This is a genomic window from Staphylococcus sp. MI 10-1553 (genome assembly GCF_010365305.1).
Classification (GTDB): domain Bacteria; phylum Bacillota; class Bacilli; order Staphylococcales; family Staphylococcaceae; genus Staphylococcus.
Genome location: NZ_CP048279.1, coordinates 2,730,970 through 2,749,620 on the forward strand (window position 1 = coordinate 2,730,970; position 18,651 = coordinate 2,749,620).

Consider the following 18,651-nt stretch of genomic DNA (forward strand, 5'->3'; position numbering starts at 1 on the left):
AGAGCGACTCTTAACAGCCACTCTTGTATCTATATTCATCATACATTACATTTAATATTAAAAACCGTGCACCTCTGTGTCGAATGTGCATCACAAACGTTACCAGAGTCGACAGCTAAATCTCGGCTACCCTACGGCACATACGAGGATCCACTTAATGCTGCTTCCGTCAGGACCTGACATGGTTCATGGGTTCATATTGCATAGGACCGAAATCTTCAAACACCTCGTGCTCTGGGCAGACTTCACAAATACGCACCCTTCACAAAGGAATTCGGCCTCGCGTAAAGCGGATTTCGAGTAAAGGGAACCGCTACCTCCCCGCTTAGCACGGTACATCTAATAATACTATACTTCAGATTAGAATTGCAAGCATAATCAATATTGCAAGCAATGAAAATAATGTAATGTTTCACCCATTATGATAAATGTGAATGTCGTCTAGAAAAATCAATAAATTTAAATTCAGTGGCAATATGTTTAGATACATTATACTGAAATTTTGTCGTATCTTTCAAATGGACGATGCCTCGTACAGTTGCCGAATATTGTGGCGTCACATCCCCAAATGCTGCACGCTCCAATTCCCCAAACGGTTCGAACGTAATCGATTTGCTCGAAAAACTAATCTCATACCCTTTCACTTTTTCAATATAATCGTATAAAGAATTTTGAACGACCATTTCAGATAACTCTGGAAACAGATTCGCACGCACATAATCTTCATCAACAATTTTCGTCACACCTTCAATTTGACGATAACGAATGAAATGCCATAGTTCTTCATCAGTTGTCAGTTCCAGCGCTTTTTTCACTTGAGGTACGTCCGCCGCTTTTATCTTTTCAAAACGGACGACGACTGTTTCGTAATGAAGACCAAGTTGCGTTTGAACCTCTTTAAAGCTTTTCAAATCAGCAAATGGAAACTCCGTCACTCCTTGATAAATGACGACCGAACCTTTACCACGAATTTTTTGAATCATGCCATCTAATACGAGCATGTTCAAACTTTTACGTACTGTTTCACGTGACACGTTGTATTTTTTCACCAACTGATGTTCAGAAAGTAATTGCTCACCGTATTCATATTCACCATCCAAAATCGCTATACGTAAACGTTCATAAATATATTGAAATTTATTTTGATTTTTCATCCGACTTGCCTCTCACTTTTCATTATCTCGCTACAACGATTGTTGCATATGCTTCGAGTTCATTTCCTTCAATTATACCATTTTGAAGGACGACCGAACCAGAGTGATCCAAATCTTCTGGCAATGTCACTTTTTCTGATGACATATTCGCGATAATCAGCCAAGTGTCTCCTTGATAACGTCGTTCATACACAAAGAGTTGTGGATGTTCGAGATAGCGCGGCACAACTTCTCCATACGTCACAATATCATGTTCATGACGCAACTGAATTAACTTTTTGTACGTGTATAAAATGGATTCCGAGTCTGCCATGGCCGCTTCGACATTCACCGTGTCGTAATTATCTGCCACTTCAATCCACGGCGTTCCAGTTGTAAAACCGGCATGCGCTTCACCATTCCATTGCATCGGTGTTCGTGAATTATCACGTGATTTTTGCCCGAGTATCGTTAAAATTTCCGCTTCGTCTATCCCGGCTTCACGCATTTCACGATACGCATTCAACGACTCCACATCACGATATTGTTGAATCGACTGGAAATGTGGATCTGTCATGCCAATTTCTTCACCTTGGTAAATATAGGGTGTCCCTTGTAATAAATGTAAGGCAATGGCTAACGTTTTGGCACTTTGTTGACGTAACGCTTCAGTCGCATCACTACCAAATCTTGAAACAACACGAGGTTGATCATGATTACACCAAAAAATCGCATTCCAACCATTGCCAGCATACATTTTCGTTTGCCATTCCATTAAAATCTGCTTCAATTGCAACAAATCGAATTTTTGGTTCGTCCACTTTTGTCCATCACGATAGTCGACTTTTAAATGATGAAAGTTAAATACGCTGCTCAACTCTTGGCGCTCTGGATTTGTATATTGAATACAATGGTCAATAGATGTAGACGACATTTCCCCAACCGTCATCATCTCGCAATCACCAAACGTATGTCGATTCATTTCATGGATATAGTCATGAACACGTGGCCCGTCTGTGTAATACTCTTTACCGATTTCATCTGAGTCTTCAAACGTATCTTTAGAAATCAAATTGATGACGTCAAAGCGAAAGCCATCTACACCGAAATCAATCCAATACCGAATCATTTCGTACAGCGCGTGTCGCACTTCTGGATTATCCCAGTTCAAATCCGCTTGCGTGACATCAAATAAATGTAAATAATATGCGTCCGTCTGCTCATCGTATTGCCATGCGTTTCCACCAAACTTCGATAGCCAGTTCGTCGGTGGTCCGTCTTCTGAACGTCTAAAAAAGTAATAATCTCGATATGGGTTGTCTACCGACTGTTGCGCTTGTTGAAACCATTCGTGTTCTGTTGATGTATGATTGATGACAATGTCGAGCATAATTTTTAATCCACGCGCATGTGCTTTGTCAATCAATGTACGTAAATCTTCTTTATTCCCAAATTGCGAATTCACTTGATAGTAATCACGAATGTCATATCCGTTATCATTCATCGGCGAATCGTAAATCGGTGTGAGCCATAAATAATCGATACCTAAAAATTGTAAATAATCCAGTTTTTCAATAATCCCTTTTAAATCGCCTTCCCCATTACCTGTCGTATCGTTAAAAGACTTCGGATAAATCTGATATACGACTGATTTTTTCCAATCTTGCCTTACCATGTGAAACCCACCTTATTTTTTCTTTATGCTGCGTAACATGTTAAAACTTACTGTTTGTCATTGACCATTTTTTCGCTTTTTCACGACTTAATTTTGAGAAAATGATTGTTAACACTGCTGGTACGACTAGCGAAATCAACGTCGCAATACCGAAAACACCCCAGAATTGCGATTTAATCGAAATAATCGCAGGTAGGCCACCGACACCGACTGAACCTAATACACCTGAGCCACCTACAATCGCACCAGTGACCATCGTCGTTAAAATGGCAGCGAAGAATGGATATTTCAATGGCAAGTTGACACCAAACATTGCCGGTTCTGTAACACCTAATAATCCTGAAATACTAGATGTCATCGCTAAACTTTGTTCTTTATTCATTTTACGACGTTTATATACGAACCATGCGCCAAACGCTGCTGAACCTTGCGCAATATTAGATAACGCTAAAATTGGCCATAAGTACGTACCACCAAGTTCACTTCCCATTAATTGGAAATCGACCGCTAAAAACATGTGATGTAAGCCCGTAATTACGAGTGGCGCATACAATAATCCGTAAACTGCACCACCAAACCAGCCGGCATTGCCAAATAAAAATTGAACCGCTGATGTAATACCTGTACCAATCCATAACGCGATAGGTCCAATGAATAAAAAGGCTAAAAATCCTGTCACTAACAATGCTACTGGACCAACCACAAGCAGTTTAATCGAATCATGGACGACCTTGTTTAACCCTTTTTCAATTTGCGCTAACACATACGCTGCGAGGAGGACAGGCAGCACTTGTCCTTGATAGTTCAATTGTTCGATCTTCAAACCAAAAATGTGCCACGCTGGAATTTCATCAACTTTACCAATGTCATATTGTGATAACAACTGTGGATGCATCAAAACGAGCCCGAGCACAATCCCTAATACCGGATTGCCGCCAAATACACGCATTGCACTCCATCCGACTAATGCTGGCAAGAAGATAAATGCCGTTGTCGCAATGACGTTAATCATATTTGCGAAATCAGCAATTTGAGGAAACCTTTCAATAATGGAAGGCGCGTTACCTAAACCTTTCATCGTCAACACGTTATTAATCCCTAATAGCAAACCTGCTGTAACGATCGCCGGCAGAATTGGAATGAAAATATCACCAAGCAACTTAATTAATCGTTGTAACGGATTTCCCTTTTTGGCCGCTTGTGCTTTCGCTTCGTCTTTCGATACAGCTTGTGCATTCGTTTCTTCCATCAACACCTTGTATGCTTCGTCCACCGTTCCAGGACCAATCACAATTTGATATTGTTGATCTGCTTTAAATTGCCCTTTAACAAGTGGATTCTCGCTTAATTTCTCTTTATCCACTTGATTGTCATCTTTTAACACTAATCTCAAACGCGTCACACAATGTGTTGCAGATTGAAGATTTTCCTCTCCACCAATTGCTTCGATAATATCACGGACATCTTTCTTTTTCACTGCCATCACTGTCACTCCCTATTTAGAAACTTGTCTGTACAAATTATAACTTGTACAGACAAGTTTTGTAAAGGCTTACATTTTTATTTGTATTTTATGCATCGCACGTTAAAGATAACCATTGCGCTTTCAGTTATCAACAATATCAAGATAAGAAGAAATTTGTTTTATCCGAGTCGTAGGAAAAAAGACCAGGAAAATCCATTCCCAGTCTTATCGTTAAAACGCTAACAAACTATTCATTTATTCATAGTATCATCGCCAAATAAATGTTCTTGGCATCATTGCGTACTCACAATTAAGAAAAGAACCCGAAGTCTTTTTCTGATCCGTTCACAAAGAAAATCAAGCATCTAACGTCATAATAAGTGTTTTTCTATAAATTCTAACTTTCTTATGTTACTGAGTTGTCTTTTGTTGCATCCAACAAGCTATTCTTCGGTGCCATCATCCTATTTTCTTTTATAGATACTGGCTCTCAGACCTATATCAATAGTAAGGACCACCAGTTCGTCATCTTGAATTTCTACTATAGCCCTATACTTACCGATTCTATATCTCCAAAGATGAGATAATTCTCCTTGTAAGGCTATGCCATGCAATCTAGGGTTTTCAGAATGATGAACATGATGATATAACCATTTCAGCAAAAAGGTTCTTGTAGGTTTATCCATTTTACCTAGTTTTTTGTTAGTTTTTTCACTTATTTTCAATGAATATTTCATTTTACATCCCATTGCTTCATTACATCTTCAATATCCAAAGCGTTTTGACCTGTTTCACGATATTCTTTTAACGCTTCATCTCCTACCTTAGCATCATATATATCTTCTAAATCTTCGAAAGTATATTGTTTAAGTACTTCACTCAAACTCAACCCTAAAAAATCTGCCATATACTTTAAAAAAACTTTCTCATCATCACTGACTCTAATTGTAATTGTAGCCATAATTGCTTCACCTCAATTATTTTTAATATACCGTTAACATTGTAGATCAAACAATGACGATCAAACCATCTACTTAAATAATAAAGTACTCTCTCATCACTACATTTATAATTGTAGCACAAATGTGTTACAATTCCTAATTCCTGTTATACGAGGTGACAATATAGAGGGAGGTATTGAAAAGTGTATTTTACAGTGACAATGAGCACCCACACATAGAGGATGGGCAACTTCTGCTTGAATTAAGTTAAAAAAGCGCAAAAAAAAGCCAAGCATTCAACCGCTTGAATGTTTGGCTTTTATATCTATTAGTCTTGGATTTTACTTATAATGGCGGAGGAAGAGGGATTCGAACCCCCGCGAGCCGTTAAGCCCCTGTCGGTTTTCAAGACCGATCCCTTCAGCCAGACTTGGGTATTCCTCCGTGTGACGAGCACATTACATATATTATTACAGCTCGTTCACATTGTCAACAAGAATTTTACAAAATTTATATAAAAACTTTTCCAGCTATGTAGCGGTGCACTGATTGCGCGACTTCACGGCCTTCTTTAATAGCCCAAACAACGAGACTTTGACCGCGTCGTGCATCTCCTGCTACAAAATATTTTGACTGATTGGTACGATAATCTTTTGTGTCCGCCACAATTTTTTGACGCTCTACTTTTAACTGCAACGCGTGTGCCAATGGTGATTTTACACCTTCAAAGCCAATCGCAAGCAAGACCAGGTCAGCCGGAATAAAAATTTCTCGATCATCCCCTACAATAGTACCGTCAGCATGATCACGTTGGACTTGCGCATAAATACCACGGACATCCCCTAACTCATCGACATCGAAGCGCATCGTTTGAATACCATATGCACGGGGTTCTTGACCATATTTCGCTTCATATTCTTGGTGGGCATAGTCTTTTTTCAATACAGGTTGTGCGAGCGGCCAGCTATAGTTAAATTCAAAGCTTTCAGGTTTACGTGCTTTCCGGTTGAATTGAATAATTGATTCGCAACCATCACGCAATGCTGTCGCAACACAGTCAGCCCCTGTATCACCGTCACCAATGACCACGACTTTTTTACCTTGAGCCGAAATCGTTTGCGTATCCGTTTCATTCAATAACAATTGCGTTTGTTCAGTCAGATAATCCATCGCAAAATGAATACCGCGACCCATACGACCTTCTAACGGCAAGTCACGCGGCTTTTCTGCACCTGTACAAACGACGACGGCATCATACGTCTCATCCAGTTCACTTTTACTCACATCTTTACCAATTTCTACATTACAATTAAAAGTAATACCTGCTTCTTCTAATAAACGAATACGTCGAAACACAACTCCTTTATCGAGTTTCATATTCGGAATACCATAAGTCAGTAAGCCACCTGGTTTGGCATTTTTCTCATAAACTACGACTTGATATCCTAATGCATTCAACTCTTCCGCTGCAGCTAATCCTGCAGGGCCACTCCCGATAATCGCTACTTTTTCATCACGACGTTCTGAAGGGATTCTTGGCTTCACCCATCCTTGTTCAAACGCTTCGTCAATAATGGTTCTTTCAATCCCTTTAATAGCTACAGATTCACGGTTAATTTTCATGACACATGATGCTTCACACGGAGCTGGACAAATATAACCTGTAAAGTCCGGAAAATTGTTCGTCTCCGCTAAACGTTCGTATGCCATTTTAAAGTCACCGCGATACACTAAATCATTCCATTCTGGGATATAGTTACCGAGCGGACAGCCTACTGTTTCACGTTCGACCATTTCACCCACTTGGCAAAATGGCGTTCCACAATCCATGCACCGTGCCCCTTGTTGTTGTGCATCTTCTTGTGAGAAACGTGACTGATATGCCTCATAGTGATTAATGCGTGTCTCTAGAGGCATTTCTGCGAGCTTTTGTTTATCATATTTCATAAAACCTTTAAATTCACCCATAATGAGCCTCCTTTAGTACACAGCAATCGGTTCCGCTTGTGCCACTTTATCTATATTTTGATCATCATTAAATGCGGCTAATAACGCTTCGTCTTGTGATGCACGTTGTTGCTGATGATAATGAATTTTTTGAACCATTTGCTTATAATCTTTCGGAATGACTTTGACACATTGCTGTAACTGCGCCTCAAAATCAGCTAAAATCACTGCTGCTTTTTGACTTTCTGTATAAGCGAGGTGACGTTCCAACATGCCTTTTAACATTCCTTTTTCCGCTTCATCCTCAACAACATCAAAATCTAATGTTGCAAGTTGATTGTGCGCTTTAAACTGTTCAACATCTGAAGGGAACGCGTAACACACACCACCACTCATACCTTGTCCAAAGTTTTTGCCGACATCACCTAATATGACGACACGCCCGCCTGTCATATATTCAAGACCATGATCACCGACACCTTCAACGACAACTTGTACGCCACTATTACGGATACAGAAACGTTCACCAGCACGTCCATTTATATACGCTTCACCTTTCGTCGCACCATAGAAACAAACATTGCCGACAATGATTTCGTCTTCACGTGCGACATTGGGTGCATTGACGACAATTTTACCGCCAGATAATCCTTTACCCACATAGTCATTCGCATCACCAGTATGATGTAGCGTCAATCCTTGTGGCATCCATGCGCCTAAACTTTGACCGGCATGCCCGTGTGTTTCTGCCACAATCGTATCTGTTGGCAAGCCATTCAAGCCGTGTGCGCGCGTGATTTCACTACCTGTAATGACACCGACGTTACGCTGTTCATTACCTACTTCGAACTGACCTTTAAAGTGACTGCCTGCTTGAATATGCGCTTGCGTTGCTGGTAATAACGTCGTCAAATCAAAGCCATATTCGAGACCGTGACGCTGTTCAATCTCTTTTGTACGTGGACCATCATGTTGATAAAGCAAGTTTTCTAACTTCATTTCACGTGCTTTTGGATGATGATAGGCAACAGCTGAACGTTTCAGTAAATCTGTACGTCCGACAAGCTCATCGACTGTACGAATACCGAGTTCTGCCATAATTTCACGCAATTCCTCGGCTACGAAATGCATATAATTCACCACATGTTGCGCTTTACCTGTGTATAATTTACGCAAGTCACCATTTTGTGTGGCAATACCGACTGGACATGTATCTTTATGACAGACACGCATCATAATACAACCTAAGACGACTAACGGTGCTGTCGCAAAACCGAATTCTTCCGCACCTAACATACATGCATATGCGACATCTTTACCTGTCAATAACTTACCATCTGTTTCCAAACGGACACGTGAACGTAAATCATTCATCATGAGCGTTTGATGTGTTTCTGCAAGACCGAGCTCCCATGGTAATCCTGCATGCTGAATACTCGTTTTCGGTGACGCACCTGTTCCGCCATCGTAACCACTAATGACGATTTTATCTGCAAATGCTTTCGCAACCCCTGCCGCAATCGTGCCGACACCTGATTTAGATACGAGTTTCACGGTAATGTCTGCATCGCGATTGACATTTTTCAAGTCATGAATCAATTGGGCTAAGTCTTCAATCGAATAAATATCGTGATGTGGGGGCGGCGAAATCAAGCCAATTCCTGGTGTTGAACCACGCACCTCCGCAATCCATGGATACACTTTACTGCCTGGCAACTGTCCGCCTTCCCCTGGTTTAGCACCTTGAGCAACCTTGATTTGAATCTCTTTCGCATGTTGTAAATAATGACTCGTTACACCAAAACGGCCTGAAGCCACTTGTTTGATCGCACTTTTGAAGTCGCGTCCATCTGCTTGCGGTTCATAGCGTGATAAAGCTTCTCCACCTTCACCGCTATTGCTTTTACCGCCGAGTTGGTTCATCGCTTCCGCTAATGTTTGATGCGCTTCTTGTGAAATTGAGCCGTAACTCATCGCCCCGGTTTTAAAGCGTTTCACAATTTCCTCAACCGGTTCGACTTGTGCAATATCGATGGCCTGTTGTGATTTGAAAGCAAATAAGTCTCGAATATGGCTGCTCGTATGGTCGTTCGCTACTTTAGAAAATGCTTTAAACTGTGCATAATCATTATCGCGACACGCATGTTGGAGTAACCGAATCGTTGTTGGATTAAATGTATGATGTTGACCTTGTTGACGCCATTGGAATGTACTTCCTGGGTTTAACGTGTCACCTTTAATTGTTTGGCGCGCCTTGTTTTCGGCATCTAATGTTTCAATGGAGATACCCGATAATTTAGAAGTTGTGCCCGTGAAATAGTCGTCAATAACTGATTCTGACAACCCTACCGCTTCAAAGATTTGTGCCCCTTGGTAACTTTGAACCGTAGAGATACCCATTTTCGCCATCACTTTAATCAGTCCCTCTGATAAAATGGCGTTGTAACGCGCGACATTATCGGCCACTACACCGTCTAATCTACCGCGCTCTGTCAATTGTGCAATCGTTTGTTGTGCAAGATACGGAATGACTGCATTCGCACCGTAACCGACTAAACAAGCGAGGTGATGGACTTCCCGTGTTTCACCAGAACTTGCGACGATACTCGTTTGCATCCGTAAATTTTCACGAATTAATAATTGATGAATATGACTCACTGCTAATAAAATCGGCATCGCATACTGGTTTACTTCGGTCACGTCACTATCATTCAACACAATGATTTCTGCCCCTTGACGTACCGCTTTGACGACCGCTTTTCCTAAGTTATCTAGCGCCTCTTTTAATCCATTTGTGTAACCTGTCGAAAACTCTGCTAGCGTAAAGCCTTCTTGTCCGATGACGTCTAATTGTGCCGGTGTCAACACAGGATGTTTGAGTTGAACCCGCTTGAGGACATCTGGCCCAGGTTCGAGCAAGTTGCCTTCTTTACCTAAATAACTTAATTCACTCGTTACAATTTTTTCACGATATGCATCAATCGGTGGGTTCGTCACTTGTGCAAAGAGTTGTTTGAAATAGTTAAACAGTGACTCAGGTTGCTCACTGAGTACAGCTAGTGGCGCGTCATAACCCATTGCCCCAATAGGATCTTTGCCACCCGTAACGAGTTCAGTTAAATATTTGTCCAACTCTTCTTTCGTATAGCCAAAGCGTTGTTGCATTTTAAGAACATGGTCTACAGTGACAGGTCCACCTGCATAAGGGACCGCTTCTAAATCGGGCTTGTGCTGATATGTTTCCAACCATTCCAAATACGGTTGCTGCTCTGCAATCGCGGTTTTCAATTCATGGTTTTCGATGACTTTATGTTGATTAAAGTCGACAAGCAATAGCTTACCTGGATTCAGTTGCCCTTTAAATACAACATCTGCTTCGTCTACATCCACGACACCGACTTCTGATGAAAAGACGATTTCATTTCGTTTCGTAATCGTATAACGGCCTGGTCGCAAGCCATTTCGATCGGTCAAAGCCCCTAACTTGTCACCATCACAGAACGAAATCATTGTCGGTCCATCCCACGGCTCCATTAAATAGCTATAAAATTCATAAAATGCGCGTACTTTCGGATCATTACTTTCGTTATACAACCACGGTTCTGGAATGAGTAACATCGCTGCTTGTTCAGGAGACATCGCTAAACTTAAAAACTCTAACGCATTGTCCACAATTGCCGAGTCACTGCCCGATTCATCCAACACTTGATGCACCTTATGTTGCTCCTCGCCGAAAATCGTTTCAATTAAGCGGCGTTGACGGGCACGCATCCAGTTCACATTACCTTGAATCGTATTAATCTCACCATTATGCATGAGCAAGCGGTTTGGATGTGCACGCTCCCAACTTGGAAATGTATTCGTACTAAAACGCGAGTGTACCGAACCAAATTTCGATACGTAGGACGGATGTTGTAAATCGACATATAATGATTTAATTTGGTCTGAACGCAACCACCCTTTATAGACAATGGTACGTGTCGATAAACTCGTAAAATACAATGCTAACTGTGTACTTTCACCATATTTTTCGATTTGTTTACGCGCAAGGTACAATGCACGCTTAAAGTCTGCAGCGCTATCATTCACAACGAACATTTGTTGAATGACCGGCATCGTTTCTGCCACATGCGGTGCGAGACACGTCACGTCGACCGGCACTTGACGATAACCGATTACACGCAATCCTTCTCCTTCAAATGTTGATGCAATTGCCGCTTCATGTTTTGTGTCAGAAATCATGACGTTGGCAAACAACATGCCTACCGCATAGTCACCTTCAGCTGGCAAATCAAAATCAGTGACTTCCGAGAAATATTGATAAGGCACTTCTGTCATAATGCCTGCACCATCACCTGTTATACCATCTGCACCGATACCTCCACGGTGATCGAGACGGCGTAACATTTCTAAAGACTTTTCCACAATCTCATGAGAACGTTCATTATTCATATTCGCGTAAAATCCAATCCCACACGCATCATGTTCTTCACGACTGTCATAAAGTCCGATTTTGGAATTTAAATAATTATTAGACATTTCTGACACCTCTCTTTAGTAATAATTCAACTATATAGCAAAGCGATTTATCACATCAATATATACTTGAGATGAAATCTATCTAATTTTGAGATAATATAAATAGAAAGAGGTGGAATGGTATGGAATTGAAACAACTCAAATACTTTGTCGAAGTCGCAAAACGTGAACATATTTCTGAAGCTGCACTCGAATTGAATGTCGCACAATCTGCAATAAGCCGTCATATCCATAATTTAGAAAACGAACTCGAAACATCATTGTTTTATCGACGTGGCCGCAACGTATTTTTAACCGCAGAAGGCAAACAGTTGCTTGAATATGCGCAACAAATTCTCGAGCAAGTCGATCTCACCTTGTCGCAGTTTCAAACTCAAGTACAACAGCAGCAGAGCGTGTTCACTATCGGTTATGTGGATGGCTCGATTGGACAAATCTTACCGCAAGTGTTACAGACAATTGAAAATGAGCTATCCTTGTCACTCATTCCTACATTGTTAGATGAACACGAGACATTACAAGCGTTGCAAGCACAAGAAATTGATTTTGCACTGACGACTGCCACAACAACTGATCCTACATTTGAAGTGGTACCTCTATTGGAAGAAACGTACGTCTTATATGGAGACTTACACGCGCCAATGATGAACGTGCCGAACCCACCGTTATCTCATATATTGAAACAACCGTTATACTTACTCGAACCGATACCTACAGACTTCAAAACGTATTTGATGACGCATGCCGACAAGCCTGTACGCGTCTTGAATCAAGAACAATTCGGACGCTTTATTTTACGCAATCAAAAAGGCTTCGTACTTGCACCAACGTACGTCAACTTATATAGTCAAAATCAACAATGGAAAAAGATTTCATTGTCACATACAGATTTCAAAAAAACGTTACGTCTCATTTATCGACGAGATTTACAAAAACCATTACGTGATGAAGTGATCCAAATCATTATGACACATATACAACAACGTTCGGTTTATCATTAAGGAGAATGATTTATGAAGCAACTTTCGAAAAAAACAAACACCATCGTCATCGTGGTGAGTATCATCGTAGCGATTTGTGCGATTGTATTCACACGTTTGAATAGTTCGTTTTATCATATCCCGCTCGGTGAAGTGACGAAAATTGAAAGTCATCACCAAGAAAAATCAGTGGATGAACAACATAATCAAGATGTGAAATATAAAGACGTGTTACAAGTCACATTGTTAAATACGAAACAACAAGGCGACACCCTTCATGTTGAACACCGATATAACGCTTCGAAAGCTGAAGAACAAGCGTATCAACCTGGTGATAAAGTTCTACTGCACAAAGGGAAAAACCAAAAAGATACATATATTATTGAGAAAAAACGCGATACCGTACTCGTTACAGTCATCAGCGCGTTCTTTATCGCATTACTCATTGTCGGACAACGGATTGGACTTCAATCCATCCTATCACTCGTCATTAACGCGCTTGCCATTTTGTCGGCCATTAGTTTGTATCACGCGTATCCGCAACTGAATCTATTTTTATTAATGAGTCTCGCAATCATTATTGCGACTATTTTAACACTTTGGCTCGTCATTGGTTGGTCGATGCGTACGATTGTGACCATTGTCAGCACATTACTCGGCACGTTCATTTGTATTTTTATCGCATGGAGTGTCATCGGTTTAACACACGGGCACGGGATTAAATATGAAACAATGAGCTTTCTCACGATTCAACCTAGAACCGTATTCCTTACTTCCGTCATGGTCGGGACACTTGGTGCAGTGATGGATGTCGCCATTACGATTTCAAGTGGCATGTATGAAGTGTTGCAGCGCTCGCCACATATTTCAATGCAACGGTGGGTGCTAGCAGGTCATAACATCGGTCGCGACATTATGGGGACGATGACGAACATTTTATTATTCTCATATCTTGCAGGAAGTTTACCGATGCTCTTACTTTATTTAAAAAATGGCAACACACTCACTTACAGCATGAGCATGAATTGGTCATTAGAACTTTCCCGGGCAATTACAGGCGGGATTGGCATCGTCTTAACTATCCCACTGACCATTTTTCTCATGCGTTTGTGGTTAAGCCTACGAGGAGGTGCAGCACGATGAATGCCATTGTCATACTCGGTTTGATTCTTTTCATACTGATGTTCATATTTGGCGGTAAAACAGGACTCGTTTCATTTTTAACATTATTTTTAAACTTTATCATTTTGTTTATTACAGTACTCGCCATTGTTTTTGGCGCACCTATTTATGTTGTCACATTCATTTTTTGTATTATTGTTTCGATGATCAACCTGTTTTTACTCAATCGCTTTAATACAAAGACTTTAGCTGCATTTATCGCGAGTATGGTCACGACATTATTAATGATTATCGCCGTTTACCTATCTGTGCATTGGGGACATCTGCAAGGTTTCACCCAAGAAGAACAAGACGAAACTTATATCTTTTCATTAAATATTGGGATTGATATGGAGCAGTTTATGATTTTCACTGTTCTACTCGCCGTCATTGCAGCAGTGATTGACTTAGCGATTACGATTAGCTCACCTGTATTCGAGTTACACGAGACGAACCCCTCATTATCCGAACGCGAATTGTTTCATTCAGGGATGCGCGTCGGTCGAGAAATTTTAGCGACGTCCGCGAACACGATTTATCTCGCATTAATTGGGGGTTCGATGACAATTGTCTTTTGGTTTTTCAACTTGCATTACAGTTTCGGCCATATGCTCAACGCCAAATTATTTGCACAAGAAGTCATTACGATTGCTTTAGGTGGGATTGCCATTGCAGTCTGTATTCCGATTACGGCTATAATAACGGCTTGGCTTGCGAAACATCGTCATCAACTCCCTTTTCATCTGGACTGAGCTTCAAGCCGAGTGAAAAAGGGTACAATGTGAACGAGGTGAATTTATATGACAGCTATTCATATTCATGGCGCACGTCAAAACAATTTAAAAAATATTGATGTCTCCATTCCGAAACATCAATTGACGGTCGTGACTGGACGTTCAGGATCTGGAAAGTCTTCCCTCGTTTTTAATACGATTGCCGCTGAATCCGAACGACTTTTGAACGAAACCTATTCGAGTTATATTCAGCACCAATTGACGCAATATGAAAAACCGGATGTTGACCATATAGAAAACTTGCCCGTAGCGATGGTCATCAATCAAAAAAGACTCGGTGGCAATTCGCGCTCGACTGTCGGTACCATTTCAGATATTTATGCGTCCGTCCGGCTATTGTGGTCGCGTATTGGCACACCTTTCGTCGGTTATTCAGACGTCTTTTCGTTCAATAATCCGAATGGGATGTGTGAACATTGTCAAGGGCTCGGTTATGTTGAGGATATCGACTTGAACGAACTGCTCGATTTCGACAAGTCTTTAAATGAAGATGCCATTCGCTTCCCGTCATTTAAGCCGGATAGTTGGCGCGGAAAACGGTATCGCTATTCAGGCTTGTTTGATAATGATAAAAAGCTCAAAGACTATACAAAAGAAGAGCTCGATACGTTTCTTTATACCGAGCCGACACGTTTGAAAAATCCACCTGCAGAATGGCCTAGAACTGCAAAATTTGAAGGGTTAATTCACCGTTTTCGTCGCTCATTTTTAATTAACGATAACTTTGAGAAGAAACGCTTTTTAAAGGACGTCGAACGCGTGGTCACCAAGCAAACGTGTCCAGTCTGTCACGGACAACGCTTAAATCAAAAAGTACTCAGCTGTAAAATTCATGGCCTGAACATTGCCGATTTCACAGCACTGACGATTGAAGAAACGCTCCCCTTTTTAGAGCAGATCGACAGCGACAAAGCGACTTATATTATCGAACCATTGAAAGCCCAACTCCAAGCTTTGAATGATATTGGGCTGAACTATTTAACGCTCGCCCGTGAAACAACGACCCTTTCTGGCGGGGAGTCACAACGGATCAAGCTTATTCGTCACTTGAACAGTCCATTAACCGACCTCGTGTACATTATCGACGAACCGAGCGTCGGCTTACATCCAGCAGATATTGAAAAAATTAATGAAATCATGCTCAATATCCGTGACAAAGGCAATACCGTTATTATCGTTGAACATGATCCCGACGTCATCAAAATTGCGGATCACGTGATTGACATCGGACCTGGCGCAGGGAAACATGGCGGTCAGATAACATTTGAAGGCAGTTATGAACAACTGAAACAGTCCGATACCGATACAGCTCGCGCATTGACGCGTCAACATCATTTAAAACAGTCAGCCATCCGTAACGATCAAGCATGGTTACACTTAGAACATCTGCAACACAACAACTTACAAGATGTCTCTGTCGCTATTCCGAAAAATGCGCAAACGGTCGTGACAGGTGTCGCAGGTTCAGGGAAAAGTTCTTTAATTAAAGGGGGGGTTGCGAAACATGAAGATGCGATACTCATTGATCAAAAAGGCGTGCACACTTCCAACCGGTCGAATTTATTAACGTACACGGGTATTTTCGATGACGTTCGTGAATTTTTCAGTAAAGCAACAGGGCTGAAAAAAAGTATGTTCAGTTATAACTCAGATGGGGCTTGTCCAAATTGTAACGGGAAAGGCGTGCTCAAAACTGAACTTGCCTTCATGCCAGATTTCTCTCAAGTATGCGAGGTGTGTGGTGGTACCCGTTATCGTCCAGAAGTGTTAGCCGCAAAAGTCGACGGTTATTCTATCGCGGACGTGTTAGCGCTCACCGTTGAAGAAGGCCAGTCACTTTTCCAAACGCATGACACCATCGCTCAAACGTTAAGTGCCTTGCAATCCACAGGACTCGGTTATATGACACTCGGCCAGTCACTCGACACCTTATCTGGCGGAGAAATTCAACGGCTCAAACTGACACGCTACATGATTGAGCCTGTAACAGAAAAAATATTTATTTTCGATGAACCGACAACAGGTTTACATGAAGATGATATTCCGATTTTACAGGCGCGCTTTAGTCAACTCATTAAAGAAGGTCATACCGTCATCTTAATCGAACATAATATCACAATGATGACACAGGCAGATTGGCTCATTGACATCGGACCTGGTGCGGGAAATCAAGGTGGGCGCATCCTTTATAGCGGACCACCTGCTGGCCTAAAAGACGTCGCCGAATCACGCACCGCACCCCATTTATTTGGCAGTTTGTCGGAATAAGTGGTATATATCACAGCGGGGCTGAGACATTAAGTTTTCTCTGCCTCTATCTTCCATGGCCTATCCATCAATGAATAGAAAACAATCGAAAATAAGGATGAATAGGACATAAAAATTGATGCTATTGGTTTTCTTAATTTCAAAAACTTGCCTTAAGTTACTGCATTTGATGTGTGATTGTCCAGAAGGCCGAGACTCCCGAGGGATAAAGTTGAAAACAAAATAATATCTTTTAAATTTGATAGTGGCTACTGTTTAACGCAGTAGCTGTCTGACTTCTCAATGCTTGTGCTTTTGAGAAGCCTAGTCAGCCTTGCGGGGGCAGTACTACGAAATCTTTGTTGCACATGAAATTTCTGTACTGCTCCCAAAATCCAATTTGCCATCCACCTCGTGTACACTTTAATCAAGCCAAATTGAGTTGAGGCAAGTCCCCTGGGAAAGCGAAGCCATGATGGCAATCAAAAGTACAAAACCTAGGAAAAGGGCAAGTTAAAGAAAATACTGTATCAATAGCATCAAAATTTTTATTTCTCATCTCCATCCCAGCACATCAAAAACTCCGAGGCTTTCGTCTACTATTCACGAAAAAGTCTCGGAGTTTATTTTAAATTTTGCGTTGTATGGGCGAAGTGCACCTCAATCTTAACGACGCTCTTTTGCTTTAATCACAATTGAGTTACCAGAGTAAAATGCGACATATGTTGTTTTTGTGTCATAAATTTTGCCTTGTTTCACATGAGCGCGCACAGATTTGTCACTATGATTAATTTTTTCAATCAATAATGTCAAGTTGACTAATTTGCCTTCGCTATTAATACCGAAAATGACGTCATTTTTCTCGTAGTAAGTGACACCTTTTTCTTCATAATATTTTTTCACGTCGTTTCCTACTGCTTTTTTAACGTCAGCGAATGTAGACTGACCGACTTTTAAACCTTCATATTTAAAGTTGTCGTGTTGTAATGCGCGGTAAAAGTTTTTGTCCTCTAAAGCTTTATTCCCTTTGAAGTTAAATAAGCCATTATATGTGTAATAAGGTGTTTGCTGTTCTGTTGCGGCATGTACGTCTGCATGGATTGCACTTGACCCAGCTGTAGTCCCTAATAATGTGCCTAATGATAAAGTTGTCGCCACTGCAATTTTTGTAACTTGATTCATGTGTACCACTCCTCTTTCTTTCTCTCGATACTGTTCTAAAAACTTAGGAATCTATGTTATTTGTAATTGTCGAATTAAATTTCCACTTTATAATAACTTATGTATCATATTGTTCCTTACTCGAATAATAACAAATTAAGATAACATTTTCATCCAAAAGGGTTTCGGTCATTGGACTGAAATTTTACTACAACGCTGTACCTAAAAGACGTATCTACAATGTTTTAACGATAATGCATATGTTGCGTTTTGCCCCAGAACTAATGTTATAATAAGTATCAATAAACTAATTCATTGGGGGAAGTATGATGGCTAAAAAATCATTAAGTGTGCTTTCAACTGCTTTAACAGGTGCAACATTAGTTGTAGACTTTTACAATTCTTATATTTATCGCTCAAAAAACCGTAAGTTAAGTTATATTTCAGTTGGACTTGGTTTAGTGGATGTCGTATTAAGTTTCTATTTATCACTTGGCGCGAAAAGCAAATTCACAAAAGCATGGTCTTTCTTCTCAGCAAGCCGTCAAGTATGGCGTGGCATTCAAAAAATTCAAGCGATTCGTACACGCAGCTAATACAAACATTGT

13 protein-coding genes, 1 tRNA gene and 1 other RNA gene are annotated in these 18,651 nt (G+C 40.9%); 5 read left to right on the plus strand and 10 right to left on the minus strand.

Annotated features, from left to right (window positions below; translation table 11 throughout):
• Positions 1-64 precede the first annotated feature (64 nt).
• The 9 genes from ffs to gltB form a co-directional block, all read right to left on the minus strand.
• An RNA gene (gene ffs, locus GZH82_RS13015) (signal recognition particle sRNA large type) lies at positions 65-334 on the minus strand.
• Between the two features lie 85 nt (positions 335-419).
• Positions 420-1,154, minus strand: coding sequence for a trehalose operon repressor (gene treR, locus GZH82_RS13020; RefSeq protein ID WP_162682826.1), 735 nt, complete (start codon positions 1,152-1,154; stop codon positions 420-422).
• 22 nt (positions 1,155-1,176) lie between these two features.
• A complete protein-coding gene (gene treC / locus GZH82_RS13025) occupies positions 1,177-2,808 on the minus strand; it encodes an alpha,alpha-phosphotrehalase (protein WP_162682827.1) in 1,632 nt (543 codons plus the stop codon).
• Between the two features lie 40 nt (positions 2,809-2,848).
• Positions 2,849-4,291 (minus strand): PTS system trehalose-specific EIIBC component, encoded by a 1,443-nt coding sequence (gene treP / locus GZH82_RS13030; RefSeq protein WP_162682828.1) that lies wholly within the window; start codon positions 4,289-4,291, stop codon positions 2,849-2,851.
• Positions 4,292-4,737: 446 nt separating this feature from the next.
• Positions 4,738-5,010, minus strand: coding sequence for a type II toxin-antitoxin system RelE family toxin (locus GZH82_RS13035; RefSeq protein ID WP_162682829.1), 273 nt, complete (start codon positions 5,008-5,010; stop codon positions 4,738-4,740).
• Positions 5,007-5,234 carry a type II toxin-antitoxin system RelB family antitoxin gene (relB, locus tag GZH82_RS13040; RefSeq protein WP_162682830.1) on the minus strand — a complete coding sequence of 76 codons (228 nt, stop codon included), beginning with the start codon at positions 5,232-5,234 and terminating at the stop codon, positions 5,007-5,009. Before relB ends, GZH82_RS13035 begins: the two co-directional genes overlap by 4 nt.
• Positions 5,235-5,565: 331 nt before the next feature.
• Positions 5,566-5,658: transfer RNA gene (locus GZH82_RS13045), tRNA-Ser, on the minus strand.
• A 66-nt stretch (positions 5,659-5,724) separates the two neighbouring features.
• On the minus strand, positions 5,725-7,182 hold the full coding sequence (locus GZH82_RS13050; RefSeq protein WP_162682831.1) for a glutamate synthase subunit beta: 1,458 nt from the start codon (positions 7,180-7,182) through the stop codon (positions 5,725-5,727).
• Positions 7,183-7,194: 12 nt separating this feature from the next.
• Positions 7,195-11,700, minus strand: coding sequence for a glutamate synthase large subunit (gene gltB, locus GZH82_RS13055; protein WP_162682832.1), 4,506 nt, complete (start codon positions 11,698-11,700; stop codon positions 7,195-7,197).
• A 122-nt stretch (positions 11,701-11,822) separates the two neighbouring features.
• Here gltB and gltC point away from each other — a divergent pair, with 122 nt between their 5' ends.
• The 4 genes from gltC to GZH82_RS13075 are packed head-to-tail and all read left to right on the plus strand — an operon-like array spanning position 11,823 to position 16,903.
• Positions 11,823-12,701, plus strand: a complete 879-nt coding sequence (gene gltC / locus GZH82_RS13060) for a glutamate biosynthesis transcriptional regulator GltC (RefSeq protein ID WP_162682833.1) — start codon at positions 11,823-11,825, stop codon at positions 12,699-12,701.
• 12 nt (positions 12,702-12,713) lie between these two features.
• Positions 12,714-13,823, plus strand: a complete 1,110-nt coding sequence (locus tag GZH82_RS13065; RefSeq protein WP_162682834.1) for a YibE/F family protein — start codon at positions 12,714-12,716, stop codon at positions 13,821-13,823.
• A complete protein-coding gene (locus tag GZH82_RS13070) occupies positions 13,820-14,593 on the plus strand; it encodes a YibE/F family protein (RefSeq protein WP_162682835.1) in 774 nt (257 codons plus the stop codon). The genes GZH82_RS13065 and GZH82_RS13070 overlap by 4 nt, the downstream gene beginning before the upstream one ends.
• Before the next feature lie 48 nt (positions 14,594-14,641).
• Entirely contained in the window at positions 14,642-16,903 is a 2,262-nt protein-coding gene (locus GZH82_RS13075; protein WP_162682836.1) for an ATP-binding cassette domain-containing protein, read from the plus strand.
• Between the two features lie 645 nt (positions 16,904-17,548).
• On the opposite strand, the gene isaB is transcribed toward GZH82_RS13075, so the two are convergent.
• On the minus strand, positions 17,549-18,064 hold the full coding sequence (gene isaB, locus GZH82_RS13080) for an immunodominant staphylococcal antigen IsaB family protein (RefSeq protein WP_162682837.1): 516 nt from the start codon (positions 18,062-18,064) through the stop codon (positions 17,549-17,551).
• A 308-nt stretch (positions 18,065-18,372) separates the two neighbouring features.
• Between isaB and GZH82_RS13085 the strand changes: the two genes are divergently transcribed.
• The gene (locus tag GZH82_RS13085) at positions 18,373-18,639 is read left to right on the plus strand and encodes a hypothetical protein (RefSeq protein ID WP_203232817.1); all 267 of its coding nucleotides are present in this window, start codon (positions 18,373-18,375) and stop codon (positions 18,637-18,639) included.
• Positions 18,640-18,651: the final 12 nt, after the last annotated feature.